This is a genomic window from Dactylosporangium salmoneum, from assembly GCF_039532525.1.
Classification (GTDB): Bacteria; Actinomycetota; Actinomycetes; order Mycobacteriales; family Micromonosporaceae; genus Dactylosporangium; species Dactylosporangium salmoneum.
On the sequence record NZ_BAAARV010000034.1, the window covers coordinates 10,775 to 35,125 of the forward strand.

Annotated in this window: 26 protein-coding genes; 17 read left to right on the plus strand and 9 right to left on the minus strand. The window is 70.6% G+C overall.

Going from position 1 to position 24,351, the window contains the following annotated elements; all coding sequences use genetic code 11:
- Positions 1-69 precede the first annotated feature (69 nt).
- The 7 genes from ettA (at position 70) to ABD352_RS23565 (ending at position 6,588) form a co-directional block, all read left to right on the plus strand.
- Positions 70-1,749 (plus strand): energy-dependent translational throttle protein EttA, encoded by a 1,680-nt coding sequence (ettA, locus tag ABD352_RS23535; RefSeq protein ID WP_344614624.1) that lies wholly within the window; start codon positions 70-72, stop codon positions 1,747-1,749.
- A gap of 10 nt (positions 1,750-1,759) precedes the next feature.
- Positions 1,760-2,161: an acyl-CoA thioesterase gene (locus ABD352_RS23540; RefSeq protein ID WP_344614625.1), complete on the plus strand. Its 402-nt coding sequence runs from the start codon at positions 1,760-1,762 to the stop codon at positions 2,159-2,161.
- A complete protein-coding gene (locus ABD352_RS23545; protein ID WP_344614626.1) occupies positions 2,149-2,772 on the plus strand; it encodes a DUF8185 domain-containing protein in 624 nt (207 codons plus the stop codon). The genes ABD352_RS23540 and ABD352_RS23545 overlap by 13 nt, the downstream gene beginning before the upstream one ends.
- A 170-nt stretch (positions 2,773-2,942) precedes the next feature.
- Positions 2,943-3,497 carry a type III secretion system chaperone family protein gene (locus ABD352_RS23550; RefSeq protein ID WP_344614627.1) on the plus strand — a complete coding sequence of 185 codons (555 nt, stop codon included), beginning with the start codon at positions 2,943-2,945 and terminating at the stop codon, positions 3,495-3,497.
- Positions 3,498-3,864: 367 nt separating this feature from the next.
- On the plus strand, positions 3,865-5,742 hold the full coding sequence (gene lepA / locus ABD352_RS23555; RefSeq protein ID WP_344614628.1) for a translation elongation factor 4: 1,878 nt from the start codon (positions 3,865-3,867) through the stop codon (positions 5,740-5,742).
- Positions 5,739-6,239 (plus strand): NUDIX domain-containing protein, encoded by a 501-nt coding sequence (locus tag ABD352_RS23560; protein ID WP_344614629.1) that lies wholly within the window; start codon positions 5,739-5,741, stop codon positions 6,237-6,239. Before lepA ends, ABD352_RS23560 begins: the two co-directional genes overlap by 4 nt.
- A gap of 70 nt (positions 6,240-6,309) precedes the next feature.
- Positions 6,310-6,588 carry a GlsB/YeaQ/YmgE family stress response membrane protein gene (locus tag ABD352_RS23565; RefSeq protein ID WP_344614630.1) on the plus strand — a complete coding sequence of 93 codons (279 nt, stop codon included), beginning with the start codon at positions 6,310-6,312 and terminating at the stop codon, positions 6,586-6,588.
- Between the two features lie 72 nt (positions 6,589-6,660).
- Here the strand turns inward: ABD352_RS23565 and ABD352_RS23570 are convergent, their stop codons facing one another.
- The 3 genes from ABD352_RS23570 to ABD352_RS23580 form a co-directional block, all read right to left on the minus strand.
- On the minus strand, positions 6,661-7,581 hold the full coding sequence (locus ABD352_RS23570) for a phytanoyl-CoA dioxygenase family protein (protein ID WP_344614631.1): 921 nt from the start codon (positions 7,579-7,581) through the stop codon (positions 6,661-6,663).
- Between the two features lie 164 nt (positions 7,582-7,745).
- Positions 7,746-8,639 (minus strand): VldE C-terminal domain-containing protein, encoded by an 894-nt coding sequence (locus ABD352_RS23575; protein WP_344614632.1) that lies wholly within the window; start codon positions 8,637-8,639, stop codon positions 7,746-7,748.
- Positions 8,640-8,730: 91 nt separating this feature from the next.
- Positions 8,731-9,507, minus strand: coding sequence for an enoyl-CoA hydratase-related protein (locus ABD352_RS23580; RefSeq protein ID WP_344614633.1), 777 nt, complete (start codon positions 9,505-9,507; stop codon positions 8,731-8,733).
- Positions 9,508-9,554: 47 nt separating this feature from the next.
- Between ABD352_RS23580 and hemW the strand changes: the two genes are divergently transcribed.
- The gene (gene hemW / locus ABD352_RS23585; RefSeq protein ID WP_344614634.1) at positions 9,555-10,721 is read left to right on the plus strand and encodes a radical SAM family heme chaperone HemW; all 1,167 of its coding nucleotides are present in this window, start codon (positions 9,555-9,557) and stop codon (positions 10,719-10,721) included.
- Positions 10,722-10,778: 57 nt separating this feature from the next.
- On the opposite strand, the gene ABD352_RS23590 is transcribed toward hemW, so the two are convergent.
- Positions 10,779-11,360 carry a DUF4870 domain-containing protein gene (locus ABD352_RS23590; RefSeq protein WP_344614635.1) on the minus strand — a complete coding sequence of 194 codons (582 nt, stop codon included), beginning with the start codon at positions 11,358-11,360 and terminating at the stop codon, positions 10,779-10,781.
- A 184-nt stretch (positions 11,361-11,544) separates the two neighbouring features.
- Here ABD352_RS23590 and hrcA point away from each other — a divergent pair, with 184 nt between their 5' ends.
- The 3 genes from hrcA (at position 11,545) to ABD352_RS23605 (ending at position 14,757) form a co-directional block, all read left to right on the plus strand.
- On the plus strand, positions 11,545-12,567 hold the full coding sequence (gene hrcA / locus ABD352_RS23595; RefSeq protein WP_344614636.1) for a heat-inducible transcriptional repressor HrcA: 1,023 nt from the start codon (positions 11,545-11,547) through the stop codon (positions 12,565-12,567).
- A gap of 26 nt (positions 12,568-12,593) precedes the next feature.
- Positions 12,594-13,718, plus strand: coding sequence for a molecular chaperone DnaJ (dnaJ, locus tag ABD352_RS23600; RefSeq protein ID WP_344614637.1), 1,125 nt, complete (start codon positions 12,594-12,596; stop codon positions 13,716-13,718).
- Between the two features lie 340 nt (positions 13,719-14,058).
- Entirely contained in the window at positions 14,059-14,757 is a 699-nt protein-coding gene (locus ABD352_RS23605) for a 16S rRNA (uracil(1498)-N(3))-methyltransferase (RefSeq protein ID WP_344614638.1), read from the plus strand.
- A gap of 260 nt (positions 14,758-15,017) precedes the next feature.
- Here the strand turns inward: ABD352_RS23605 and ABD352_RS23610 are convergent, their stop codons facing one another.
- A complete protein-coding gene (locus tag ABD352_RS23610) occupies positions 15,018-15,731 on the minus strand; it encodes an SDR family NAD(P)-dependent oxidoreductase (protein ID WP_344614639.1) in 714 nt (237 codons plus the stop codon).
- A 50-nt stretch (positions 15,732-15,781) separates the two neighbouring features.
- Between ABD352_RS23610 and ABD352_RS23615 the strand changes: the two genes are divergently transcribed.
- Positions 15,782-16,135, plus strand: coding sequence for a histidine triad nucleotide-binding protein (locus tag ABD352_RS23615; RefSeq protein WP_344614640.1), 354 nt, complete (start codon positions 15,782-15,784; stop codon positions 16,133-16,135).
- Positions 16,132-17,481 carry a serine hydrolase domain-containing protein gene (locus ABD352_RS23620; RefSeq protein ID WP_344614641.1) on the plus strand — a complete coding sequence of 450 codons (1,350 nt, stop codon included), beginning with the start codon at positions 16,132-16,134 and terminating at the stop codon, positions 17,479-17,481. Before ABD352_RS23615 ends, ABD352_RS23620 begins: the two co-directional genes overlap by 4 nt.
- Before the next feature lie 82 nt (positions 17,482-17,563).
- On the opposite strand, the gene ABD352_RS23625 is transcribed toward ABD352_RS23620, so the two are convergent.
- Complete coding sequence (locus tag ABD352_RS23625; RefSeq protein WP_344614642.1) at positions 17,564-18,349, minus strand: VOC family protein; 786 nt, start codon at positions 18,347-18,349, stop codon at positions 17,564-17,566.
- 231 nt (positions 18,350-18,580) lie between these two features.
- Between ABD352_RS23625 and ABD352_RS23630 the strand changes: the two genes are divergently transcribed.
- Genes ABD352_RS23630 through ABD352_RS23645 form a run of 4 tightly spaced genes read left to right on the plus strand, consistent with a single transcriptional unit; the run spans position 18,581 to position 21,782 of the window.
- On the plus strand, positions 18,581-19,654 hold the full coding sequence (locus ABD352_RS23630; RefSeq protein WP_344614643.1) for a PhoH family protein: 1,074 nt from the start codon (positions 18,581-18,583) through the stop codon (positions 19,652-19,654).
- A gap of 14 nt (positions 19,655-19,668) precedes the next feature.
- Entirely contained in the window at positions 19,669-20,124 is a 456-nt protein-coding gene (ybeY, locus tag ABD352_RS23635) for an rRNA maturation RNase YbeY (RefSeq protein WP_344614644.1), read from the plus strand.
- Positions 20,125-20,128: 4 nt separating this feature from the next.
- On the plus strand, positions 20,129-21,451 hold the full coding sequence (locus ABD352_RS23640) for a hemolysin family protein (RefSeq protein WP_344614645.1): 1,323 nt from the start codon (positions 20,129-20,131) through the stop codon (positions 21,449-21,451).
- Positions 21,444-21,782: a cytidine deaminase gene (locus tag ABD352_RS23645; RefSeq protein ID WP_344614646.1), complete on the plus strand. Its 339-nt coding sequence runs from the start codon at positions 21,444-21,446 to the stop codon at positions 21,780-21,782. The genes ABD352_RS23640 and ABD352_RS23645 overlap by 8 nt, the downstream gene beginning before the upstream one ends.
- Positions 21,783-21,882: 100 nt before the next feature.
- Here ABD352_RS23645 and ABD352_RS23650 read toward each other — a convergent pair whose 3' ends face one another.
- Genes ABD352_RS23650 through era form a run of 3 tightly spaced genes read right to left on the minus strand, consistent with a single transcriptional unit; the run spans position 21,883 to position 24,346 of the window.
- Positions 21,883-22,677, minus strand: a complete 795-nt coding sequence (locus tag ABD352_RS23650) for an isoprenyl transferase (RefSeq protein ID WP_344614647.1) — start codon at positions 22,675-22,677, stop codon at positions 21,883-21,885.
- The gene (gene recO, locus ABD352_RS23655) at positions 22,674-23,453 is read right to left on the minus strand and encodes a DNA repair protein RecO (protein ID WP_344614648.1); all 780 of its coding nucleotides are present in this window, start codon (positions 23,451-23,453) and stop codon (positions 22,674-22,676) included. The genes ABD352_RS23650 and recO overlap by 4 nt, the downstream gene beginning before the upstream one ends.
- On the minus strand, positions 23,453-24,346 hold the full coding sequence (gene era, locus ABD352_RS23660; RefSeq protein ID WP_344614649.1) for a GTPase Era: 894 nt from the start codon (positions 24,344-24,346) through the stop codon (positions 23,453-23,455). The genes recO and era overlap by 1 nt, the downstream gene beginning before the upstream one ends.
- Positions 24,347-24,351: the final 5 nt, after the last annotated feature.

The window sequence follows — 24,351 nt, forward strand, 5'->3', positions numbered from 1 at the left end:
CCTGGAAAGATTGGGCCCGGAACCAGCACAAAAAACAGACGAAACGTTCACCGGAGGTAGGGGCGCACCGTGGCGCAGTACATCTACGTGCTCGAGAAGGCGCGCAAGGCGCACGGCGACAAGGTCGTGCTCGACAACGTCACGCTGTCGTTCCTGCCTGGCGCGAAGATCGGTGTCGTCGGCCCGAACGGTGCCGGCAAGTCGAGCCTGCTCAAGATCATGGCGGGGCTGGACAAGCCGAGCAACGGCGAGGCCCGCCTCATGCCCGGCTACACCGTCGGCATGCTGCAGCAGGAGCCGCCGCTCAACGAGACCAAGACGGTCCTGGGCAACATCGAAGAGGCCGTCGCCGAGACCAAGGCCAAGCTCGCCCGGTTCAACGAGGTCGCCGAGCTGATGGCCACCGACTACACCGACGCGCTCATGGAGGAGATGGGCCGCCTGCAGGAGGAGCTCGACCACGCCGACGCGTGGGACATCGACTCCAAGCTGCAGCTGGCGATGGACGCGCTGCGCTGCCCGCCGCCGGACGCCGAGGTCTCCCAGCTCTCCGGGGGTGAGCGCCGCCGGGTCGCGCTGTGCAAGCTGCTGCTCGAGGCGCCCGACCTGCTGCTGCTCGACGAGCCCACCAACCACCTCGACGCCGAGAGTGTGCAGTGGCTGGAGCAGCACCTGCAGAAGTACGCCGGCGCCGTGCTCGCCGTCACCCACGACCGCTACTTCCTCGACCACGTGGCCGAGTGGATCGCCGAGGTCGACCGCGGCCAGGTCCACGGCTACCAGGGCAACTACTCCACCTACCTGGAGAAGAAGGCCCAGCGCCTGGCGGTGCAGGGGCGCAAGGACGCGAAGCTGCAGAGGCGCCTCAGCGAGGAGCTCGAGTGGGTGCGCTCCAACGCCAAGGCCCGCCAGACCAAGTCGAAGGCCCGCCTCGGCCGCTACGAGGAGATGGCCAACGAGGCGGAGAAGACCCGCAAGCTGGACTTCGAGGAGATCCAGATCCCGCCGGGCCCGCGCCTGGGCAACGTGGTCATCGAGGCCGCCAACCTGCGCAAGGGCTTCGAGGAGCGCGGCCTGCTCATCGACGACCTGTCCTTCACGCTGCCGCGCAACGGCATCGTGGGCATCATCGGCCCCAACGGTGTGGGCAAGACCACGCTGTTCAAGACCATCGTCGGGCTGGAGAAGCCGGACGACGGCTCGGTGCGGGTCGGCGACACGGTCCAGCTGTCCTACGTCGACCAGAACCGGTCGGGCCTCGACGGCGACAAGACGGTGTGGGAGGTCGTCTCCGACGGCCTGGACCACCTCATGGTCGGCAAGGTCGAGATGCCCTCGCGGGCCTACGTGGCCGCCTTCGGCTTCAAGGGCCCCGACCAGCAGAAGCCGACCAAGGTCCTCTCCGGCGGCGAGCGCAACCGGCTCAACCTCGCGCTGACGCTGAAGATCGGCGGCAACGTGATCCTGCTCGACGAGCCGACCAACGACCTCGACGTCGAGACGCTGTCGTCGCTGGAGAACGCGCTGCTGGAGTTCCCCGGCTGCGCCGTGGTCATCTCCCACGACCGGATGTTCCTGGACCGCGTGGCCACCCATATCCTGGCGTGGGAGGGCGACGACGAGAACCCGTCCAAGTGGTTCTGGTTCGAGGGCAACTTCGAGTCGTACGAGAAGAACAAGGTCGACCGGCTCGGCCCGGAGGCGGCGCGGCCCCACAGCGTCACCTACCGCAAGCTGACCCGCGACTGAACGAACCGCAGTGGCCCGCTTCATCTATCACTGCGCCCTGCGCTGGTCCGACCTGGACGCGTACGGGCACGTCAACAACGCGCGCTTCCTCACGCTGTACGAGGAGGCGCGCGTTGCCCTGATGTTCACCGCGGCCCGGTCGGCCGGCCTCGAGTCGTTCGAGAACGGCATCGTCATCTCACGTCATGAGATCGACTACCTCCGCCCGATCGACTACGGCGACCCGGTGCGCATCGAGTTGTGGATCGAGGAGATCAAGGCCTCCCGGCTGACGGTGGCCTACGAGCTCTTCGACGGCGAGGCGCTCGCGTCCCGGGCGCGGACCGTCTGCGTGCCCTACGACCTCGACGCCGGGCGGCCGCGCCGGGTCCGCGACATCGAGCGCAAATTTCTCTCTCCATGGCTTGGCTAGCCGATTCCGGCCGCTCCGACGCCGTGGCGTTCCTGGCCCGGGTGGCCCGCCTGGACCCCGGCGCGGTCGCCCGGTTGCGGCCCGCCGGGGAGGGCGCGGTGACCCTGTGGTCCCGCCTTCCCTGGGGTGTACTGGTGTGCCGCGCGCTGCCGGCCACGGTCGGCTCCGACCGGACCGTGGCGGCGGCCGAGCTGCTCGCGTCCGTCGATGGCGACCTTCCCGCATCGCGGGACACCGATTGGCGATGGTCCCTGCCCGCTGTCCCCGGGACAACGGTCGAGCGGATCCCCGCCGCGGACGTCGTGCGGGTCGGTGAGGCGGCCGCGCGGACCGTGCGGACCGCCGCCGCTGAGGGGGTCGGCGGGCGCGCGGTCGGCTCCCGGATGCTGCGCGACGCGCTCCTCGACCACGTGCCGATCACCGTCACCACCGACGGCGGCGCGGACATACCCGTTTCGCAGCGCCTCGTCCAGGCGGTCGTCCGGATGGGCTTCACCGGGAGCGGCCCCCGAGACTTCGTCGATGTGCGGATTTCGGGTCCGTGGACGGCTCTGGCCTGCGCATATGGCTCTGCCTGGCATCGTGGCGGCGGATCCACCCTCATCGGATAGACGGCTATAAGACCCTCACCCGAACGGGTGGGACGAGGGTGAAATTGGGGGCTGCTGAAACTCGACCGAACGGGTACCGTCCTCTTTCGGGTCCACCGCCGAGCGGAATCGGGCGGCGACGGACCGCACATGCGGGTGGAGGCGCACGGGGGAGCAGGGAGTCCGGAACGATGCCAAAGTGGCCATGGCGGGCCGAGCCGGCGAACGGGTCGAAGACCGACTCGACCGTCGCTCAGCTACCGCGGGAAGACGCGACCCCTACGCTCGACGGAGCGTGTGAGACGCCGCAGGAGGACGGCGCCGCAGGCATAGCCCCAGTGACGCTGCAGCGGGTGGCCGATGCCCTCGAGAAGCTCGAGATCCGATACCTGACCGACGGAGACGGCAGCCTGCTCGCGCTGTGGGAGCGCCACGCGGTGCTGTTCGCGCTGGAGGGCCCGTCGGACGAGATCCTGGTCATCCGCGCGCGGCCGCACGCGACGGTCCCGCCGGACTGGGCGGACCGCTCCTACCAGGTGGTCAACGAGTGGAACCACACGCGCCGCTTCTACAAGGCGTATGTCGGCGACCCCACCGACCGCAACCAGCTGCCGATCTACGCCGAGATGCAGGTACCGCTGCTCTCCGGCGCCCACGACGCGCTCATCGGCGAGCTCGTCGACTGTGCCGCCGTGGTGGCGCTGGGCTTCGTGGACTGGCTCCACGACGAGGGCGCACTGCTCTGAGGCTTCTAGCGGTTCGTCCGATTCGCAGGGGGTCGGGCGCCGCGTCCGTCCGATGAGGCTGACGTCCGTCCGATACGGGTCACCGGGATTCGTGGCCGCGCCGTGCCTGTTGGCGCGCACAACTCCCGGAGGCCCGTGCCGGACGGTGCCACCACTGACGTGGAGGCCACCTCACCGACCCCAGTGCCGGGCGCGGCGCTCGACCCGTCCAGCATGGAATACAACGCTCTCGATCTCCTCTCAGGTGGCTATCGCGCCCCTCTCACTGGCAGAATCCGGAGGCCGACGGCCGACGGCCGGGGGCCGGATTTCCCCGCGGGCGTGGGACGATGTATGAGATCCCCAGCCCGATGGAGAACGGACGCCTGTGCCACCGACGATCGACCCCGGCGCGAACCGACCCGGCGACACCGAGCCGGACCGGATCCGCAACTTCTGCATCATCGCCCACATCGACCACGGCAAGTCGACGCTGGCCGACCGGATGCTGCAGCTCACCGAGGTGGTCGAGGCCCGGCAGATGCGGGCGCAGTACCTCGACCGCATGGACATCGAGCGCGAGCGCGGCATCACGATCAAGAGCCAGGCCGTCCGCATGCCGTGGACCGTCCGCGAGGGCGACCGGACGGGCGAGCGGGTCGTCCTCAACATGATCGACACCCCGGGCCACGTGGACTTCACCTATGAGGTCTCGCGCAGCCTGGCCGCCTGCGAGGGCGCGGTTCTGCTGGTCGACGCGGCGCAGGGCATCGAGGCGCAGACGCTGGCCAACCTGTACCTCGCGCTCGAGAACGACATGCAGATCATCCCTGTGCTCAACAAGATCGACCTGCCGGCCGCGCAGCCGGAGAAGTACGCGGAGGAGCTGGCCCACCTCATCGGGTGCGAGCCGGACGACTGCCTGCGGGTCTCGGGCAAGACCGGCGTGGGCGTCCCGCACCTGCTCGACGAGATCGTCCGGCAGCTGCCGGCCCCGACCGGGGTCACCGACGGCGCCGCCCGCGCGATGATCTTCGACTCCGTCTACGACGTGTACCGCGGCGTCGTCACCTACGTCCGGGTGGTCGACGGCCGGATCGAGGCGCGCGACCGCATCCGGATGATGTCCACCGGCGCCGTGCACGAGCTGCTGGAGATCGGCGTGATCTCGCCCGAGCCGATCAAGAGCGGCGGGCTGGGCGCGGGCGAGGTGGGGTACCTCATCACCGGCGTGAAGGACGTGCGCCAGTCGCGGGTGGGTGACACGGTCACCATCAACGCGAAGCCGGCCACCGAGCCGCTCGGGGGCTACAAGGACCCCAAGCCCATGGTGTACTCCGGGCTGTACCCGATCGACGGCTCCGACTACCCGTTGCTGCGCGACGCCCTCGACAAGCTCAAGCTCAACGACGCCGCGCTGGTGTACGAGCCCGAGACGAGCGCCGCGCTGGGCTTCGGGTTCCGCTGCGGGTTCCTCGGCCTGCTGCACCTGGAGATCATCCAGGAGCGGCTGGAGCGCGAGTTCAACCTCGACCTGATCTCCACCGCGCCCAACGTGGTGTACCGCGTGATCATGGACGACGGCACCGAGGTCGCGGTGACCAACCCCAGCGAGTTCCCCGACGGCAAGACCGGCCAGATCTTCGAGCCGACGGTCCGGGCCACGGTGCTGACCCCGAACGACTACGTCGGCGCGGTCATGGAGCTCTGCCAGGGCCGGCGCGGCTCGCTGCTGGGCATGGACTACCTCTCGGCCGACCGCGTCGAGCTGCGCTACACGCTGCCCCTCGGCGAGATCATCTTCGACTTCTTCGACCAGCTCAAGAGCCGTACGAAGGGCTACGCGAGCCTCGACTACGAGCCCTCCGGCGAGCAGGTGGCCGACCTGGTCAAGGTCGACATCCTGCTGCACGGCGAGGCGGTCGACGCCTTCAGCGCCATCGTGCACAAGGACAAGGCGTACAACTACGGCGTCACCATCGCCGGCAAGCTGCAGAAGCTCATCCCGCGCCAGCAGTTCGAGGTGCCGATCCAGGCGGCCATCGGCAGCCGGATCATCGCCCGCGAGACGATCCGGGCCATCCGCAAGGACGTGCTCGCCAAGTGCTACGGCGGTGACATCAGCCGCAAGCGCAAGCTGCTGGAGAAGCAGAAGGAAGGCAAGAAGCGGATGAAGATGGTCGGCCGGGTGGAGGTGCCCCAGGAGGCCTTCATCGCCGCCCTGAACACCTCGGACACCGCCGCCCAGGAGAAGCCGAAGAAATGAGGCACTGCCCGCGCTGCGGAGGTCCCACCGAGGCCGCTCCGGCCATCTGCGCCGCCTGCGGCTACGCCGTGTGGGTCAACCCGCGGCCGACCGGCACGGTCATCATCGTCGACGGCGACCGCTTCCTGGCCATCCGCCGGGCGCGGGCGCCGCGCGAGGGCTGGTGGGACCTGCCCGGCGGCTTCTGCGACGGCTTCGAGCTGCCGGCCGACGCCGCCGTGCGCGAGGCACGGGAGGAGCTCGGGGTCACCGTCGAGCTGGGCGCCTTCGCCGGCATGTACATCGGCACGTACGACTATCAGGAGGAACGCCTCCCGGTCCTGGACTGCTTCTGGGTGGCCACGATCACGGCCGGGGAGATATCCCTGGACCCGGCCGAGGCCAGCGAGTTCACCTGGCTCGAGCTGGCGGATCCGCCCGAGATGGCATTTGCGACCATGGACCTCGCGTTACGCAATTCGATCGTTCGACAATCGTCGGTGCGTTTGGCTCTGTGAGTCCGCGGGCATTACCAGTTCAACCGCAAAGCACGAACCCCCTGGTTGAGTTGGTAAGAGGAGGACTCCAGTGACTGTCACCGGAATCATCACCGCGCTCATCGTCGGTCTGATCGTGGGTGCGCTGGGCCGCCTGGTCGTTCCCGGCCGGCAGAACATGTCGATCCTGCTGACGATGGTCGTCGGCGTGATTGCCGCCCTGCTGGGCACCGTTGTGGCCCACGCGATCGGGATCTCGACCGACACCCCGGGTGTCGACTGGGGCGAGCTGCTGATTCAGGTGCTGCTCGCGGCCGTCGGCGTGGCCCTGGTGGCCGGTTTCCACGGGCGTGGCCGCCGCGCCCTGTAATTTCCACCGAATACGCGATTGACCCCCGGTTCGTAACGAGCCGGGGGTCAATCGCGTTTCAAACGTTTTTTCTCAGCGCAGCCAGGGAATCGAACGGTCGAGCAGGCCGCGGGTCTTCAGCTCCTTACGGAGCGGAATCTCCTCGTCGATGTAACCGTTCCAGTTGATGCCCCAGTAGTTGGCCGTGTGCGATGCCTCACCGAGCAGCTGGCGCTGCACCGGGGTGCGGTTGGCCCACCACTCGCCGTCGAAGTCGATCGGCATGTCGTCGAGAATGCGGATCCACCGGTAGGTGTAGCCGACGAACAGCATCTTGCGCGTGATGTCCGAGTAGTTTGGCGACCGCGAGTGCCAGAGGCGGCGGTCGAAGATGAAGCAGTCACCCGGGTTCGCGGTGATCTCGATGGTGCCCTCGGGGTCGGGGTTGTGCACCGTCGTGTCGGCCGGGCGGGGCAGGGAGTTCCACAGGTGGCTGCCCGGAATGACCTTGGTGGCGCCCCGGCCGGTCTCCGAAAGGTCGGAGATGACGTAGGCGACCTTGAGCGAGAACATCGGCCGCGGGACGTTGGGGTCCATCGTCTCGGGGTCGGAGTTCTGGCGGTACCCGTCCTGGTGCCAGCCCCACGACGGCGGCTCTTCCTCGGAGGTGGGCGGGGTGACGTCCAGGTGGTTGTGGTGCGTGTAGATGTTCCACCCGGCCAGGCCCCACATGTACGGGAAGATGGTCGGCTGGGTCAGCAGGTGCCCGAAGAGCTCGTCCCGGTTGAGGAAGCCCAGCAGGTGCAGCGTGCCGTCCTTCTTCATGCTGGACGAGCCGGCCGCCTTCTCCTCGGCGTAGACCCGGTCCATGGCGGCCTCGAGCTGGGCCCGGTGGTCCTCCTTGAGGACGTTGCGGACCAGCAGGAAGCCGTTGTCCAGGAACTCCTTGCGATCGGTCTCACTGATCGGCTCGTAGCCGGTGAGACCGTCGTAGTCGGGTGCAGCGGACGTCATGTCCTCCCCTTACTTCTTGAACCTTGCTACTTGGCAGAACCCTTGCTCAGTAATCCCGAACGCCCGATCGTAACGCGAGGTGCATGCCGATCCGACTCGGGAGTTGGCCACCGGACAATGGCCGAAAGGGCGACAACCCGCTGGTCGCGCGGAACGTCAGTGCCTCAGTAGACCTCGGCGACGACCCGTTCGCCGGCTGGACCGGCGTCGATACCACCACGCTCCGTCACGTGCGACCACGCTCCGCTGGATGCGGTCCACTGCATGTCGGCATAGACCACCCGCTTTACGCCGTGGTCCTGGGCGTGGGCGACCAGCCAGTGGGCGTACTGCCAGCCGGACTTCGTCTCGCGGACCTTGAGCGCCACCCCGACGAGGTTCTGCACGTCCGCGGTGCTGATGGTGCCCCAGTCGAGCTTCAGGCTGTCGCCGAGCGAGCGGGCCGCCTCCGGCCCGTGGCTGGACGCCTCGCTGACGGTGCAGGCCACCGCGCTGGTCACGTCGCCGGACAGCGCGCGGACCATGATCTCGGACTCGTCGGCCCACTTCTCGTAGGCCTCCGGGTGGGCGCTGCGCTGCACCTCCTGGGCCGCGTCGGTGACCCGCATGTCCTGCCAGCCCTTGACCTTGAGCAGGGCGGTGAAGAACGCGTTGGCGGCGTAGCGCGGGTCGGCGATCTGCTCCGGCTTGCCCCAGCCCTGGCTGGGCCGCTGCTGGAACAGCCCGATCGAGTCGCGGTCGCCGCCGGTGAGGTTCTCCAGCTTCGACTCCTGCCACGCGGTGGCCAGCGCGATGACCAGCCCCTTGTGCGGGACCTTGCGGGTCAGCCCGACCGCCGTGATCGTGGCCGCGTTGGCCAGTTGCTCGGCGTCCAGCTGTACCTCGCCCGCGTCATTTGTCGCGCTGACCGACGCGTTGCCGGCGTTGACCACGCAGGCCTTGCCCGCGATGATCGGCAGCTGCAGGCTGTCGCCGATGCGTTGGATCACGACGTAGGCGCACACGGCCACGGCGACGGCGGCCACCACCGCGATCGTCACCAGTGTCCGCGCACGCATCGTGAGTCTCCGCTCCGCTCGTTCGTCGGCTTAGTGGACGTTCATCACGCTCAGGTCGAACAGAGTACGTGCTCGATGCCACTCAAGGCGCTCAGGCGGCGCCGTCGGGCACCCAATTTGGGTCGCGTTTGTCCCGGAATGCCATGATGCCTTCCATCCCTTCGGCGGATCCGAAGAATCGGACGGACAGCTCGGTCATGGCCGCCACCTCGTCACGGAACGTATCGGGTTCCCGGCTGCGCAGCAGCTCCTTGGCCCCGGCCAGCGCGCCGGGGGCGCCGCGCACGAGGTCGCGCACGTAGCCCTCGACGGTCTCGTCGAGCCGCTCGGCCTCGACCGCGGCGGTCACCAGCCCGATCCGCTCGGCCCGCGCGCCGTCGAAGGTGGCGCCGGTGAGGTACAGCTCGGCGGCCGCCCTCGGCGCCAACCGGGGCAGAACTGTGGTCGAGATCACCGCGGGGATCACCCCGATGCGTACCTCGGAGAATGCGAAGGTCGCCGCGGTGGTGCACACGGCGATGTCGGCGGCGGCGATGAGCCCCAGGCCGCCGGCCCGGGCCGGCCCACCGACCCGGGCGAGGACCGGCTTGCGGCTCTCCCAGATCGCGGCCAGCACGTCGCCGAGCCGGCTCACCGGCGGCTTGCCGCTGCCGAACGCGGCGGCGGTCTCCTTGAGGTCGGCGCCGGAGCAGAAGACCGGGCCGGTGTGGGTCAGCACCACGGCGCGGACGGCGTCGTCTGCCTCGGCCGCGGCCAGGGCGGCCAGCAGCTCCTCGATGAGGGCGGTCGACAGCGCGTTGCGGTTGGTCGGGCTGTCGAGGGTGAGCGTCGCCACGCCCCGCCGGGTCTCGGTCGTCACAAGTGGCATGCGGGCACACTAGACAAGTGCCGGGAGTACTACCAGAAGGCGAGCCGATGCCGCGCGACGGCGCCCTGCCCGACGAGGCAGCGCAGCGCGCCGGGCAGGCGGGCTTCGGCGTCTACGTCCATGTGCCCTTCTGCGCCACCAGGTGCGGATACTGCGACTTCAACACCTACACCGCGGGCGAGGGCGTGCTCAGCGCCGGCTACGCGGAGCAGGTGCTCGACGAGCTGGCCCTGGCCGCGAAGGTGGTCAGCCCGCCGCGGGTGGACACGGTCTTCTTCGGCGGCGGCACCCCGACGCTGCTGCCCCCGGCCGAGCTCGGCCGCATCCTGGAGGGCATCGACCGCACCTGGGGGCTGGCCGCCGGCGCCGAGGTGACCACCGAGGCCAATCCCGAGTCGGTCGACCTGGCGGCGCTGCGCGAGCTGCGGGCGGCCGGGTTCAACCGGCTCTCGCTCGGCATGCAGTCGGTCGCGCCGCACGTGCTGGCCGTGCTCGACCGCCGGCACACCGCGGGCCGCCCGGCGCAGATCGCCGGTGAGGCCCGCACGGCCGGGTTCGACCGCGTCAGCCTGGACCTGATCTACGGCACGCCGGGGGAGCGGCCCGAGGACTTCGCCGCCTCGCTGCGCACGGCCGTGGACGCCGGGGTCGACCACGTCAGCGCCTACGCGCTCATCGTCGAGGACGGCACCCGGATGGCCGCGCGGATGCGGCGGGGCGAGCTGCCCTTCCCGGACGACGACGTGGCCGCGGACCGGTACGTGGCCGCCGACGAGGCGCTCGCCGCCGCCGGGTTCGCGTGGTACGAGGTGTCCAACTGGTCCCGGGACTCGCCCTGCCGGCACAACGAGCTCTACTGGTGCGGCGGGGACTGGTGGGGCTTCGGGCCGGGCGCGCACAGCCACGTCGGCGGCGTGCGCTGGTGGAACGTCAAGCACCCGCACGCCTATGCGGCGCGGCTGGCCGACTCCGCCTCGCCGGGGCAGGCTCGGGAGGTACTGACGCCGGAAGAACGGCACATGGAGGACGTCATGCTGCGCATCCGGCTGGCCGACGGGCTGCCGCTGGACGCGCTCGACGCGGCCGGGCTGGCCGGCGCGCGGGACTGCCTCGCCGACGGGCAGCTGGAGGCGGGGGCGTTCGCGGCGGGCCGGGCCGTGCTCACCCTGCGCGGCCGGCTGCTCGCCGACCACGTGGCCCGGGCACTGACGTGAACATATGCGGGGCGGTCGCCTCCGAGGTTGGCGACCGCCCCGAGATGACTGCGGGTCTTACTTGATCAGGCGCAGGGTGGCCGGGTAGCGGTACAGCTCACCGTTGTTGGCCTTCATGCCGCCGAGGATGCACATGACGACGACGTAGATCCACAGCAGGAGCGGCACGAAGATCAGGATGATCGTGCAGGCCCCGATGATCCACGTGATGATCAGCGCGATCCCGTAGGTGATCTGGAAGTTGAGCGCCTCGTTGGCGTGCGCCTTGACCGTCGGCGACTCGTTGCCCTTCACGAGCAGCGCGATGAGCGGGGCGATGAAGCCGACCAGGATGCCGCCGAAGTGGGCGATGAGCGCCCACGTCTTCTCGTCGCTGTTGTTGTAGCCGACGGGGGCCGGGCCGCCCATGCCGGGCGCGCCGTACTGCCCCGGCTGCTGGTACCCGGGCTGCTGATACCCGGGCTGCTGGTAGCCCGGCTGCTGGTACCCGGGCTGCTGGTACCCGGGCTGCTGGTAACCCCCGCCGGAGGTCGGCGGCGGCGTGTACCCGCCACCCGAGACGGGCGGCTGGGGCGGGTACCCGGAGTTGGGGTCCGACGGCATGCCGTATTCCCCCGGGGGACGAGGTGGTTCTGTCATGGGGGTCACGGTAGGTGCATCGATCAAGTGGCGCCAGCGACACGACATGACGTCTTTTAGACATCTTTTGCCCAGTCCAGCGGCCATGCCGTCTATCGTGCGCGAAACGATCATCGCGTGCCCCCGCGCGACTGACGTAGACTGGCACTCACTAGTTGGGAGTGCCAGTCGACGAGGAGGTGCCATGGCCCTTGACGAGCGCAAGCTGGAAGTGCTGCGCGCCATCGTCGAGGACTACGTCGCCACCCAGGAACCGGTCGGCAGCAAGGCGCTGGTCGAGCGGCACAACCTTCGGGTTTCCCCGGCGACGGTCCGCAACGACATGGCCGTGCTGGAGGAGGAGGGGTACATCAGGCAGCCGCACACCAGTGCGGGCCGGGTGCCCACCGACGCCGGCTACCGGCTCTTCGTCGACAAGCTCTCCAGGGTCAAGCCGCTCAGCCAGGCCGAGCGCCGGGCGATCGAGCGGTTCCTGATCGGGGCGGTCGACCTCGACGACGTCGTGCACCGCACGGTCCGGCTGCTCGCGCAGCTCACCCGGCAGGTCGCCGTGGTGCAGTACCCGAGCCTGTCCCGGGCCAGCGTGCGGCACTTCGAGCTGGTGCCGATCTCCACCACCCGGCTCATGGTCGTGATGATCGCCGAGACGGGCCGCGTCGAGCAGCGCCTGGTCGACCTGCCCGGCCCGATCCTCGCCGACGAGGTGACGGAGCTGCGGCGGCTCATCAACGAGAAGCTGGTGGGCAAGCGGCTGGTCGACACCCCACCGCTGGTCGCGGCGTTGGTCGAGGAGGCCGCGCGGAGCCTGCGACCGCCGATGACGGCGCTGTCGACGGTGCTGCTGGAGACGCTGGTCGAGCGGTCCGAGGAGCGCATCGCGCTCGCCGGCACCGCCAACCTGGCCCGCGGCGGCCTGCTGGACTTCCAGGGCTCGCTGCGGCCGATCCTCGAGGCGCTCGAGGAGGAGGTCATCCTGCTCAAGCTCTTCGGCGAGGTGGAGCCCAGCATGACGCGGGTCCGCATCGGCGACGAGAACGAGATCGAGGACCTGCGCACCGCGTCGATCGTGGCCACCGGCTACGGTCCGGGCACCATGGTTGTCGGCGGCATGGGCGTTCTCGGCCCGACCCGGATGGACTACCCCGGGAACATCGCGACCGTACGCGCCGTGGCACGCTACGTCGGCGACCTGCTGGCACAGAGTTGACATCTATCTCAGGGGCATAGGACTCAGTGGCGAAGGACTATTACGGGATTCTCGGCGTCAAGCGAGACTCCACGGCCGATGAGATCAAGCGGGCCTACCGTCGGTTGGCCCGCGAATTCCACCCGGACGTCAATCCCGACCCGGCGGCGCAGGAGAAGTTCAAGGAAATCAACGCCGCGTACGAGGTCCTGTCCGACCCGCGCAAGCGCGAGATGGTCGACCTGGGCGGCGACCCGCTCGCCCCGAACGGTGGCGGGGCCGGTCCCGCCGGCGGCGCGTTCGTCGGCTTCCAGGACATCATGGACGCCTTCTTCGGCACCCAGTCCGCCCGCGGGCCCCGCCCGCGCGTGCGCCCGGGCGCCGACGCGATCCTGCGCCTCGACCTCGACCTGCACGAGACGGCCTTCGGCGTCGAGGCGCCGATCCAGGTCGACACCGCCATCGTGTGCAACACCTGCCAGGGCGCCGGCACCTCGCCGGGCACCCACCTGCAGACCTGCGAGATCTGCCAGGGCCGCGGTGAGGTCCAGTCGGTGCAGCGCACCTTCCTGGGCCAGGTCGTGTCCGCCCGCCCCTGCTCCGCCTGCCAGGGCTTCGGCACGGTCATCCCGCACCCGTGCGCGACCTGCGGCGGCGACGGCCGGGTCCGCACCCGCCGCCAGCTGACCGTGAAGATCCCCTCCGGCGTCGAGGACGGCATGCGCATCCGCCTCGCCCAGCAGGGCGAGGTCGGCCCCGGCGGCGGCCCGCCCGGCGACCTCTACGTCGAGATCCATGAGCGCCCGCACGACGTGTACTCGCGCAAGGACGACGACCTGCACTGCCGCGTCACCGTGCCGATGACCGCCGCCGCCCTCGGCACCCGCCTGACCATCAAGACCCTCGACGGCGAGGAGACGGTCGACGTGAAGGCCGGCACCCAGCCGACCTCGACGCTGCGCATCCGTGGCAAGGGCGTGCCGCACCTGCGCGGCGCCGGCCGGGGCGACCTCTACGTCCACCTCGACGTGCGCACCCCGACCCGCCTGGAGCCGGAGCAGGAGCGCCTCCTGCGCGAGTTCGCCCGCAGCCGCGGCGAGGAGGTCGCCGAGCTGTCCAAGCAGGGCGGCTTCTTCTCCCGGATGCGCGACGCCTTCAACGGCCACGCGTGAGCGGTCCGGAGCGAAGCGGAGGGGCCGCTCACCATAAGTTCAGCTTGTTCGCGGCGTCGCCGGAGCTTGCGGAGGTGGCGTCGTGAGCGGTCCGGAGCGAAGCGGAGGAGCCGCTCACCATAAGCTCAGCCTGTTCGCGACGTCGCCGGAGCTTGCGGAGGTGGCGTCGTGAGCGGTCCGGAGCGAAGCGGAGGGGCCGCTCACCATAAGTTCAGCCTGTTCGCGACGTCGCCGGAGCTTGCGGAGGTGGCGTCGTGAGCGGTCCGGAGCGAAGCGGAGGGGCCGCTCACCATAAGTTCAGCTTGTTCGCGACGTCGCCGGAGCTTGCGGAGGCGGCGTCGTGAGCCTGCCCCTCTTCTTAGTCGCCGAGCTGCCTTCGGAGTCTCTCTGGACGCTCGACGGCCCGGAGGGGCACCACGCCGCCGACGTGCAGCGCCTCACGCCTGGCGAGGCGCTGCTGCTCGCCGACGGCCGTGGCGGCCTGGCCCAGTGCGTGGTCACCGCGGCCCGCAAGGGCGCGCTGACGCTCGACGTCTCCTCGGTCTCGCAGGTGCCCGCGGCCGACCCGGCCATCACCGTGGTGCAGGGGATCGCCAAGGGGGAGCGGGGCGAGCTCGCGGTACAGCTGCTGACCGAGGTCGGCGTGGACCGCATCGTGCCCTGGCAGGCGGCCCGCAGCATCGCCCGCTGGAAGGACGACCGCCCGCTGGAGCGGTGGCGTTCGACGGTGCGCGAGGCGGTGAAGCAGTCGCGCCGGGCGTGGCTGCCCGAGGTGACGGCGGCCTGCACGACGCGGCAGCTCTCCCTCTCCGGCACCGTGCTGGTGCTGCACGAGGAGGCCACCTCGCCGCTCTCCACGGTGCCCCTGCCCTCGTCGGGGGAGATCACGCTGGTCGTGGGGCCGGAGGGCGGAGTGGCGCCGGAGGAGCTGTCGGCGTTGGGGGGCACGCCGGTCCGCCTGGGCCGCGAGGTCCTGCGCACGTCGACGGCGGGTGCGGCGGCGGTTGCCGCCCTGTCTGTGCGCCTCGGCCGCTGGTAGGCCCACGTTCGCACGTCGACGGCGGGCGCGGTGGCGGTTGCCGCCCTGTCTGTGCGCCTCAGCCGCTGGTAGGCCCACGTTCGCACGTCGACGGCGGGCGCGGTGGCGGTTGCCGCCCTGTCTGTGCGCCTCGGCCGCTGGTAGGCCCGCGTTTGCACGGATATGTCCGGATGCTGGCGCATCCGGACATATCCGATTTTTCGCCCGACACCGTATAAGTCAGATAAGTCGCGGCGCGGAGCGCCCGACTTATCGCGAAATCAGCGGAAGTAGCTCGCCCCGTTCAGATCCAGGATGGCGCCGGAAGACCACTCGGCGGCGGGAGAGGCGAGGTACAGCACCGCGGCCGCGATCTCCTCCGCGGTGGCGACCCGGTCGAACGGGCTCTGGGCGCGGATCGCCACGCCCTCCTCCGAGGACAGCAGCGACTCCACGAGATCCGTCGCCACGAAGCCCGGCGCGACCGCCGAAACCGCGATGCCCCGCGGCGCCAGGGCCCGGGCCAGGCTCTGGGTGAGGGAGTTGAGGCCGGCCTTGGCCGCGCCGTACGCCGGGTGGTCGGGCTCGCCCCGGAACGCGCCGCGCGAGCTCACGTTCACGATCCGGCCGCCCCGCGGCAGGTGGCGGGCGGCGGCCCAGCAGACGTTGGCCGGGGCGAGCAGGTCGACGGCCAGGGTGTCGCGCCAGGCGGCCTGCCAGGCGGCGTAGTCGGTGTCGAGGATCTTGTGCTCGACGTAGATCGCGGCGTTGTTGACCACCACGTCCAGGCCGCCGAGGGCCTCGGCGGCGGCGTCGACCAGGGCGAGGGTCGCGTCCGGGTCGGACAGGTCGCCGGTGACGACGAGGTCGTCGTCGCCCGGAGAAGGGGCGCGGCGGTGGAGGGCCACGCGGTCGCCGTTGGCCTTGAACGCGGCGGCGATCGCGGCGCCGATGCCGCGCGCCGCGCCGGTGACCAGGACTCTGCGGGCTGTCATGACCCGTACCCTAATCGTCAAGATCGACCCGATGCGACCCCTAAGATGCGTTGGTGACGAGTGACTGCCTCTTCTGCCGCATCGTCGCCGGTGAGATCCCGGCGACCGTCGTGCACGAGACCGACGCGACGCTGGCATTCCGCGACATCGCGCCAAAAGCGCCGGTGCACGTGCTGGTCGTCCCCAAGGCGCATTACGCCGACGTCGCCGAGCTGGCCAAGGCCGATCCGGCGCTCGCCGGGCAGGTGCTCGCCGCGGGGGCGGCGGTGGCCGATGCCGAGGGGCTGACGCAGGACGGGTTCCGGGTCATCTTCAACGCGGGCGAGCACGGCGGCCAGGAGGTCTTCCACGTCCACGCGCACGTGCTCGGCGGGCGCCCGCTCGGGCCGATGGTCTCGTCATGAAGCCTGTGCAGCGGTACGAGAGGATGGCCCGAAGGGTCCAGGCGGAGGCCCGGGTCCCGGCCGTGAGCGTGGCGGTGCACCGCGCCGACCGTCCACTCTGGACCTTCCAGGTGGGCGAGGGGGTCGACGCCGCCAGCCAGCTGCGGATGGGGTCGATCACCAAGACCTTCACCGCCGTGCTGGTGATGCAGTGCCGCGACGAGGGGCTGCTCGACCTCGACGACCGGATCGCGCGCCACCTGCCGGTCAAGGCGCACGGGGAGCTGACCGTCGGGCGGATGCTCTCGCACCTGTCCGGGCTGCAGCGCGAGCCCTTCGGCGACGTCTGGGACACCATGCAGGCGCCCGACGTGGAGACGCTGCTGGCCCAGCTGGACCGGGCCGAGCAGGTGCTGCGGCCGGCCCAGCGGTTCCACTACTCCAACCTGGCGATCGCGCTGCTCGGCCACCTCGTCGGGCGGCTGCGCGGCGGCACCTGGGAGGAGGTGCTGCGGGCGCGGATCCTGGAGCCGCTCGGGCTGCACGACGTGGCCGTCACGCCGCAGCGGCCGGTCCCCGGCTACCAGGTCGACGCCTGGTCCGACTACGCCCACCCCGAGCCGCCCGATGACTTCGGCGCGGTCGGGCCGGCCGCGCAGCTGTGGAGCACCGCCGCCGACCTGGCCCGCTGGGCCGCCTTCCTCGCCGATCCGCGCGAGATGGACCCCAACGGGACGGTGCTGGCCGCCTCGACCGTGGAGGAGATGCGGGTACCGCAGGCGGTCACCGAGGACGTCCTCTGGGCCCGCGCCTTCGGCCTGGGCCTCATCCTGCACCCGCAGGCCGGCGCCGAGCGCGTGGTGCACGTCGGGCACGACGGCGCGATGCCGGGCTTCCTGGCCGCCGCCTACGGCCGGGTGGGCGGATCGGGCACGCCGAAGGGCCTCGGGGTGGCCTCGCTTGGCTCATCCGGTACCGCGGGAGAAGTCTGCGACCTCCCGCACGAGCTCCTCGCCGCCGTGGTGGAGCACGACCCGGCCGACATCGCGCCGTGGGTGCCCGGGCCGGGGGCGCCGCAGGAGTACCGCTCGGTCCTCGGCCGCTGGTGGGGCGAGGGCTCCGAGTACATCTTCAGCTGGCGCGACGGCGGACTGCACGCCCGGGCCGTGGAGGCGCCGGGCAAGCGCCCGCCGGCGGTCTTCGCGCCGATCGAGGGCCGGCCCGACGTCTTCCGGACCGTCTCCGGACGGGAGGCGGGGGAACTGCTGCGCCTGACCCGGGACGAGGACGGCACCGTGGTGCGGATGCACTGGGCGACGTACCGGTTCACGCGCGGCCAAGAGGCGTTCGACGGGTACCGCTTCTAGCCTTGCGGCGCCTTCGGCGCGGCGCCTCCGGGGGGTCCCACCCCGGACCCCCCATGCCGCTTCGCGGCACTCGGGCCTGCCGCTAACGGGCGATCAGGGTGAACACGGCCCCGTTCGGGTCCTCGATGACGGCCAGGCGGCCGTGCGGGGAGTCGAACGGGCCGTGCTGCACCCGCCCGCCGGCGGCCAGCACCCGCTCGACGGCGGCGTCGGTGTCGGCGGTGGCGAAGTACACCGTCCAGTGCGCCGGCACGCCGTCCCACTCCGAGGTCATGGTGAGCCGGCCGGCCACCGGGTCGGCGTCGCCGAGGCTCCACGCGGAGTAGTCGAACGGCTCCTCGGCGAGGTCGGACGTGTTCGGGACGCGGGTCTGCCGGTAGCCGAAGAGGCCGTGGTAGAAGAAGTCGGTCACCGCCGGCTCGCGGGTCGTCACCTCGGCCCAGCACAGGGAGCCGTCCTCGTCGAAGAGCTGCGAGCCGGTGTGCTTGCCCGGCTCCCAGGCCCCGAACGCGGCGCCCGACGGGTCCATGGCGAACAGCATGCGGCCGTTGCCGGGGATCTCCATCGGCGCGACGAGCAGCTTGCCGCCGTGTTCCTCGATGCGGTTCGCCGTGCCGGCCAGGTCGTGCGACATGAGGTACAGGCTCCAGGCGGCCGGCAGCGACTCGGACCCGGGCATCGGCGGGCTCATCCCGGCCACGATCCGCCCGTTCTTCAGGCACATGACGTAATGCCCGAAATCTGCGCCGGTGTCCGCGTACTCCCACCCGAACAGCTGTGCGTAGAAGTGCTGCGCGGCGGGTACGTCGGCCGCCACCACGTCAGCCCAGCAGGGCTCGCCGTCGATGTATCCGGTGCGCTCGACCATGGCTGGGGCCTCCAATTGAATCGGTCATCTGCCTCCCTACCAGCACGAGGGGGTCCTGCGCGGGCGAATGGCGGCGAACCGCATGATCGGCCGAACCGGGAAGTGGATGGTGTACGGGCAAAAATGGGAACGGCCGGGCGGGCGGTCAGCCGATACCATGAAGAGCCTGGACATGAGCCCAGGCTGGATTGAGCCCGGAAGCAGGTGCTTGAGGCCCACCGCGGCCAAGGTATGACCGAGACCCCGAACCCCGCGCCGGCTGCGTCGTCGGAGCAACCCGTGCGGGCCATCAGCAAGATCACCGTTCCCGACCCGCACGTCATGGTCAGGCTGCTCGGGGCCGGCGACGAGATCCTCAAGCTCGTCGAGCGGTCGGTACAGAGCGATGTTCACGTGCGGGGCAACGAGATCACCATCACCGGTGCCGCCGCCGACAATGCGCTGGCCGAGCGCATCTTCAGCGAGCTGATCGAGCTGGTGCGCAAGGGCGAGACGCTCACCACGGACAACGTCCGGCGCACCGTCGGCATGCTGCAGCAGAACACCAGCGAGCGGCCGGCCGAGGTGCTCACCCTCAACATCCTGTCGCGCCGTGGCCGCACGATCCGCCCCAAGACGCTGGGGCAGAAGCGCTACGTCGACTCGATCGACCAGCACACGATCGTGTTCGGCATCGGGCCGGCGGGCACGGGCAAGACGTACCTCGCGATGGCCAAGGCCGTCCAGACGCTGCAGGCCAAGCAGGTCAACCGGATCATCCTGACCCGGCCCGCGGTCGAGGCCGGCGAGCGGCTCGGCTTCCTGCCCGGCACGCTCTACGACAAGATCGATCCGTACCTGCGGCCGCTGTACGACGCGCTGCACGACATGATCGACCCGGAGTCCATCCCGAAGCTGATGGCCGCCGGGACGATCGAGGTCGCGCCGCTGGCCTACATGCGTGGCCGGACCCTCAACGACGCCTTCATCATCCTCGACGAGGCCCAGAACACCACGCCCGAGCAGATGAAGATGTTCCTGACCCGGCTCGGCTTCGGCTCCAAGATCGTCGTGACCGGCGACGTGACGCAGGTCGACCTCCCCGGGGGGACCCGCAGCGGCCTGCGAGTCGTCCGTGAGATCCTCGACGGCGTCGAGGATGTTCACTTCGCCCTGCTCGGCAGCGCCGACGTGGTGCGCCATAGGCTGGTCAGTGACATCGTCGACGCCTACGCCCGCTGGGACGAAGCGCAGGAGGCTCAGCAGCCGGTGCGCGCCGTCCCGGACCGTGCCGCACAGGGCGGCCGGCCCGGGCGCCGCCGATAGCCACGGGAGCGCTGTTGTCCATCGAGATCGCCAACGAGTCCGGCGCCGACGTCGACTCCGACACCATTCTCGCGGTGGCGAGGCACGCCCTCGACGAGATGGGGGTCAACCCGCTGGCGGAGCTGTCGGTGCTGCTCGTCGACGTGGAGTACATGACCGAGCTCAACCACCGCTGGATGGACGGCGACGGTCCGACCGACGTGCTGGCCTTCCCCATGGACGAGGGCAGCGTCGACCACGGGCCCGGCGAGGGCTCCGGCGAGCCGGCCCTGCTCGGCGACATCGTGCTCTGCCCGGAGGTGGCCGCCAAGCAGGCCGCCACCGCCGGGCACTCCACGATCGACGAGCTGGCGCTGCTCACCGTGCACGGCATCCTGCACCTGCTCGGGTACGACCACGCCGAGCCCGAGGAGGAGGCTGAGATGTTCGGCCTCCAGGCGCGATTGCTGGAGAGCTGGCGAAAGTCGTGAATACATGAGTGACGTCACTCTGCTGACCACCGTCGCTGGGCTGGTTGTGTTGGCGGGGCTGTTCGCCATGACCGACGCCGCCCTCAACGTGGTCTCCCCGGCCCGTGCGCACGAGCTCGCCCGCGAGGGCAAGCCCGGCGCCGGGGCGCTGGAGGTCGTCGCGGCCGACCCCGCGCGGTACATCAACCTGCTCCTCCTCCTGCGCCTGCTGTGCGAGCTCACCGCGACCACGCTCGTGGCCCTGGAAACGGCGGCGGCGGTCGGCGGTCATCGGGACTGGCTCGCCGCGCTCATTACCGCCGGCGTCATGACCGTCGTCAGCTTCGTCGTGGTGGGCGTGGCGCCGCGCACCATGGGCCGCCAGCACGCGTACAACGTGGCCCGGTTCGCCGCGCCGCCGGTGCGCTGGCTCGGCACGGCCCTGGGCCCGCTGGCCCGCCTGCTGATCCTCATCGGTAACGCGGTGACGCCCGGCAAGGGGTACCGCGAGGGCCCCTTCGCCACCACCATCGAGCTGCGCGAGCTGGTCGACATCGCCGAGCAGCGCGGCGTGGTGGAGCACGGCGAGCGGGACATGATCCACTCCGTCTTCGCGCTGGGCACCACGATCGCCCGCGAGGTCATGGTGCCGCGCACCGAGATGGTCTGGATCGAGGCCCACAAGACCGTCCGTCAGGCCCTGATGCTCGCGATGCGCGGCGGCTTCTCCCGCATTCCGGTGGTGGGGGAGAACGTGGACGACGTTCTGGGGATCGTGTACCTCAAGGATCTTGTCCGCCGTACCGCGGGAGACGACACCACCGCCGTGGACATGCCCGTCGCCCAGGTCATGCGCGACGCCACCTTCGTGCCGGAGTCCAAGCCGGTCGACGACCTGCTCCGCGAGATGCAGGCCAAGCGCACCCACATGGCCGTGATCATCGACGAGTACGGCGGCACGGCCGGCCTGGTCACGATCGAGGACATCCTCGAGGAGATCGTCGGCGAGATCACCGACGAGTACGACGTGGCCGAGCGCCCGCCGATCGAGGAGCTGCCCGACGGCGCCGTACGGGTCACCAGCCGCCTGCCGATCGAGGACCTCGGCGAGCTCTTCGGCGTGGACCTGCCCGCCGACGAGGTCGAGACCGTGGCCGGCCTGCTCGCCCAGGCCCTCGGCCGCGTGCCGATCCCGGGCGCGACGGCCGTCGTCGGCGGCCTGGTCCTCGTGGCCGAGGGTGCCACCGGCCGCCGCAACCGCATCGAGACCCTGCTGGTGCGCCGGGCCGACCCGGAGGACGAGCAGCAGACCAGCCACGAGACCGAGAGGCAGCACGCCGATGCCTGACCTGACCGCCGAGGACACCAAGCTGGTGACCCTGGCCCGCGCGGCCCGCGCCCGCATCGGCGCCGTGGAGGGCGCCGCGGTCCGCGACGGCGACGGCCGCACGTACAACGCCGCCTCGGTGGCGCTGCCGTCCTTCTCGCTCACCGCCCTGCAGCTCGCGGTGGCCTCGGCGGTGGCGTCGGGCGCGACGAAGATCGAGGCGGCGGCGGTGGTGACGGAGGCTTCGACGCTGGACCCGGCGGGGCACGCGGCGGTGCGTGACGTCTCGCCGGCCGCCCCCATCCACCTGGCCGGCCCGGACGCCTCGGTCCTCACCACCGTCGAGGACTGAGGGCTCGGAGGGACGAAAAATCCCGATGCCTGATACGTCGGATAAATCTGGCGCCGCCAGGCGCCGGATTTATCCGGAAAAAGGCCAGCAGAAGACCCCGTCAGGTGGTCAGGGTCGGGACCACCGGGTTGGGGATGGCGCCGCCGAAGCGCCGGTCCCGCTTGGCGTACACCTCGCAGGCGTACCAGAGGTGGCGGCGGTCGAAGTCGGGCCACAAGGTGTCGATCGAGACGAACTCGGCGTAGGCCGCCTGCCAGATCATGAAGTTCGAGGTGCGCATCTCGCCCGAGCTGCGGATCATCAGGTCCACGTCCGGGAGGTCGGGCTCGTCGAGGTACCGCGCGAAGGTCTTCTCCGAGATGCGGTCGGCCTTGAGGCGCCCCGCGGCCACGTCGGCGGCCAGGCGGGCGGCGGCGTCGGCCACCTCGGCGCGGCCGCCGTAGTTGACGCACATCGTGAACGTCAGCAGGTCGTTGTGGCGGGTCAGGTGCTCCGCGTACTCCAGCTCGTTGATGACCGAGCGCCACAGGCGGGGGCGGCGGCCGGCCCAGCGGACCCGGATGCCCATCTCGTGGAACTCGTCGCGGCGGCGGTGGATCGTGTCGCGGTTGAAGTTCATGAGGAAGCGGACCTCGTCCGGGGAGCGCTTCCAGTTCTCGGTGGAGAACGCGTAGGCGCTGACGTACTTCACGCCCAGCTCCAGCGCGCCCTCGATCACGTCGAAGAGGGCCGCCTCGCCGGCGGTGTGGCCGGCGGTGCGGGGCAGGCCGCGCTGCTTGGCCCAGCGGCCGTTGCCGTCCATGATGATCGCCACGTGCTTCGGGATGGCCTCCTTCGGCAGCGCCGGCGGGCGGGCACCCGTGGGATGCTGCGACGGCGGGCGGAAGTTGCTCACGAGTGTTCCTTTCGCAGGGGTCGTTCATCGCGGTCGACCAGCGGGAGCGAGCGTAGTGCCCGCTCCAGGTGCCACTGCAGATGCGCGGCGACCAGGCCGCTGGCCTCGCGCTGCTGGGCCCCGGGGGCGGCGTCGGCGATGGTCCAGTCGCCCTCGGCGAGGGCGCTCATCAGCTCGATGGTCGCGGGCGCGGGATGGGCGGCGCCGGGCGGGCGGCAGTCCGGGCAGACGGCGCCGCCGGCCGGGATCGAGAAGCCGCGGTGCGGGCCGGGCGTGCCGCACACCGCGCACTCGCGAAGGGCCGGGGCCCAGCCCGCCACGCTCATCGCCCGCAGCAGGTAGGCGTCCAGCACCAGGCCGCCGGCGTGCTCGGCCTTGGCCAGGGCGCGCAGGGCGCCCAGCGTGAGCTGGAAGAGCCGCAGCGACGGCTCCTGCTCGATCGGCGTGAGCCGCTCGGCGGTCTCGGCGATGGCGCTGGCCAGGGTGTACCGCGAGTAGTCCTCCAGAAACCGCCGGCCGAACAGGTCGACGCCCTCGACCTGGCTGATCACGTCGAGGGTCCGGCCCTCCAGCAGCTGTACGTCCACGTGCCCGAACGGCTCCAGCCGGCCGCCGAACTTGGAGGTGGTGCGGCGCACCCCTTTCGCGACGGCGCGGATGCGGCCGTGGTGGCGGGTGAAGAGCGTGATGATGCGGTCGGACTCCCCGAGCTTCTGCACGCGCAGCACGACGGCGTCATCCCGGTACAGCTTTCCGCGGAAGCCTGACCCGGACATCAGAAGCCCAGGCGGCGCAGCTGCTTCGGGTCGCGCTGCCAGTCCTTGGCCACGCGGACGTGCAGGTCCAGGTAGACCCGGCCGCCGAGCAGGTCCTCGATCTCGCGGCGGGCCCGGGTGCCGACCTGCTTGAGCCGGCTCGCCTGGTGGCCGATGACGATCGCCTTCTGGCTCGAGCGCTCGACGTAGATGTCGGCGTAGATGCGGGTGAGGCCGCCCTCTTCGGGAAGTACCTCCTCCACCAGGACGGCGATCGAGTGCGGCAGCTCGTCGCGGACCCCGTCCAGGGCAGCCTCGCGGATCAGCTCGGCCATGAGGACGTGCTCGGGCTCGTCGGTGAGCATGCCGTCGGGGTACAGCTGCGGCGAGCGCGGCAGGTGCCCGATCATGACGTCGACCAGGGTGCCGACCTGCGCGCCGGAGACGGCGCTCACCGGCACGATGTCGGCGAACTCGCCCAGCTCCTGCACGGCCAGCAGGCGCTGGGCCAGGGTGGCCCTGTCGACCAGGTCGGTCTTCGTGACCACCGCGACCAGGGTGGCCTTGAGCTCGGCGATCTCGCCGCTGATGAACCGGTCGCCGCGGCCGATCTCCTCGTCGGCCGGCAGGCACAGGCCGATCACGTCGACCTCGCTCCAGGTGGAGCGGACCAGGTCGTTGAGGCGCTCGCCGAGCAGCGTGCGCGGGCGGTGCAGGCCGGGCGTGTCGACCAGCACCAGCTGGCTGTCCGGGCGGTGCACCACCCCGCGCACGGTGTGCCGGGTCGTCTGCGGCTTGGGCGAGGTGATGGCGATCTTCTGGCCGACGATCGCGTTGGTCAGCGTCGACTTTCCAGCGTTGGGTCGGCCGACGAAGCATGCGAAGCCTGCGCGATAGTCACCATTGGTCTGCACGATGT

Bases quoted from the DNA above. Each gene is read 5' to 3' on its own strand.
- ABD352_RS23640 (WP_344614645.1), top strand. From the start codon at position 20,129: ATGAGTGACGTCACTCTGCTGACCACCGTCGCTGGGCTGGTTGTGTTG.
- ABD352_RS23580 (WP_344614633.1), bottom strand. From the start codon at position 9,507: ATGCCACTTGTGACGACCGAGACCCGGCGGGGCGTGGCGACGCTCACC.
- ABD352_RS23630 (WP_344614643.1), top strand. From the start codon at position 18,581: ATGACCGAGACCCCGAACCCCGCGCCGGCTGCGTCGTCGGAGCAACCC.
- ABD352_RS23575 (WP_344614632.1), bottom strand. From the start codon at position 8,639: ATGCGTGCGCGGACACTGGTGACGATCGCGGTGGTGGCCGCCGTCGCC.
- ABD352_RS23625 (WP_344614642.1), bottom strand. From the start codon at position 18,349: ATGGTCGAGCGCACCGGATACATCGACGGCGAGCCCTGCTGGGCTGAC.
- ABD352_RS23590 (WP_344614635.1), bottom strand. From the start codon at position 11,360: ATGACAGAACCACCTCGTCCCCCGGGGGAATACGGCATGCCGTCGGAC.
- ABD352_RS23645 (WP_344614646.1), top strand. From the start codon at position 21,444: ATGCCTGACCTGACCGCCGAGGACACCAAGCTGGTGACCCTGGCCCGC.
- ABD352_RS23620 (WP_344614641.1), top strand. From the start codon at position 16,132: ATGAAGCCTGTGCAGCGGTACGAGAGGATGGCCCGAAGGGTCCAGGCG.
- recO (WP_344614648.1), bottom strand. From the start codon at position 23,453: ATGTCCGGGTCAGGCTTCCGCGGAAAGCTGTACCGGGATGACGCCGTC.
- ABD352_RS23570 (WP_344614631.1), bottom strand. From the start codon at position 7,581: ATGACGTCCGCTGCACCCGACTACGACGGTCTCACCGGCTACGAGCCG.
- ABD352_RS23545 (WP_344614626.1), top strand. From the start codon at position 2,149: ATGGCTTGGCTAGCCGATTCCGGCCGCTCCGACGCCGTGGCGTTCCTG.
- ABD352_RS23560 (WP_344614629.1), top strand. From the start codon at position 5,739: ATGAGGCACTGCCCGCGCTGCGGAGGTCCCACCGAGGCCGCTCCGGCC.
- hrcA (WP_344614636.1), top strand. From the start codon at position 11,545: ATGGCCCTTGACGAGCGCAAGCTGGAAGTGCTGCGCGCCATCGTCGAG.
- ABD352_RS23610 (WP_344614639.1), bottom strand. From the start codon at position 15,731: ATGACAGCCCGCAGAGTCCTGGTCACCGGCGCGGCGCGCGGCATCGGC.
- hemW (WP_344614634.1), top strand. From the start codon at position 9,555: ATGCCGCGCGACGGCGCCCTGCCCGACGAGGCAGCGCAGCGCGCCGGG.
- ABD352_RS23550 (WP_344614627.1), top strand. From the start codon at position 2,943: ATGCCAAAGTGGCCATGGCGGGCCGAGCCGGCGAACGGGTCGAAGACC.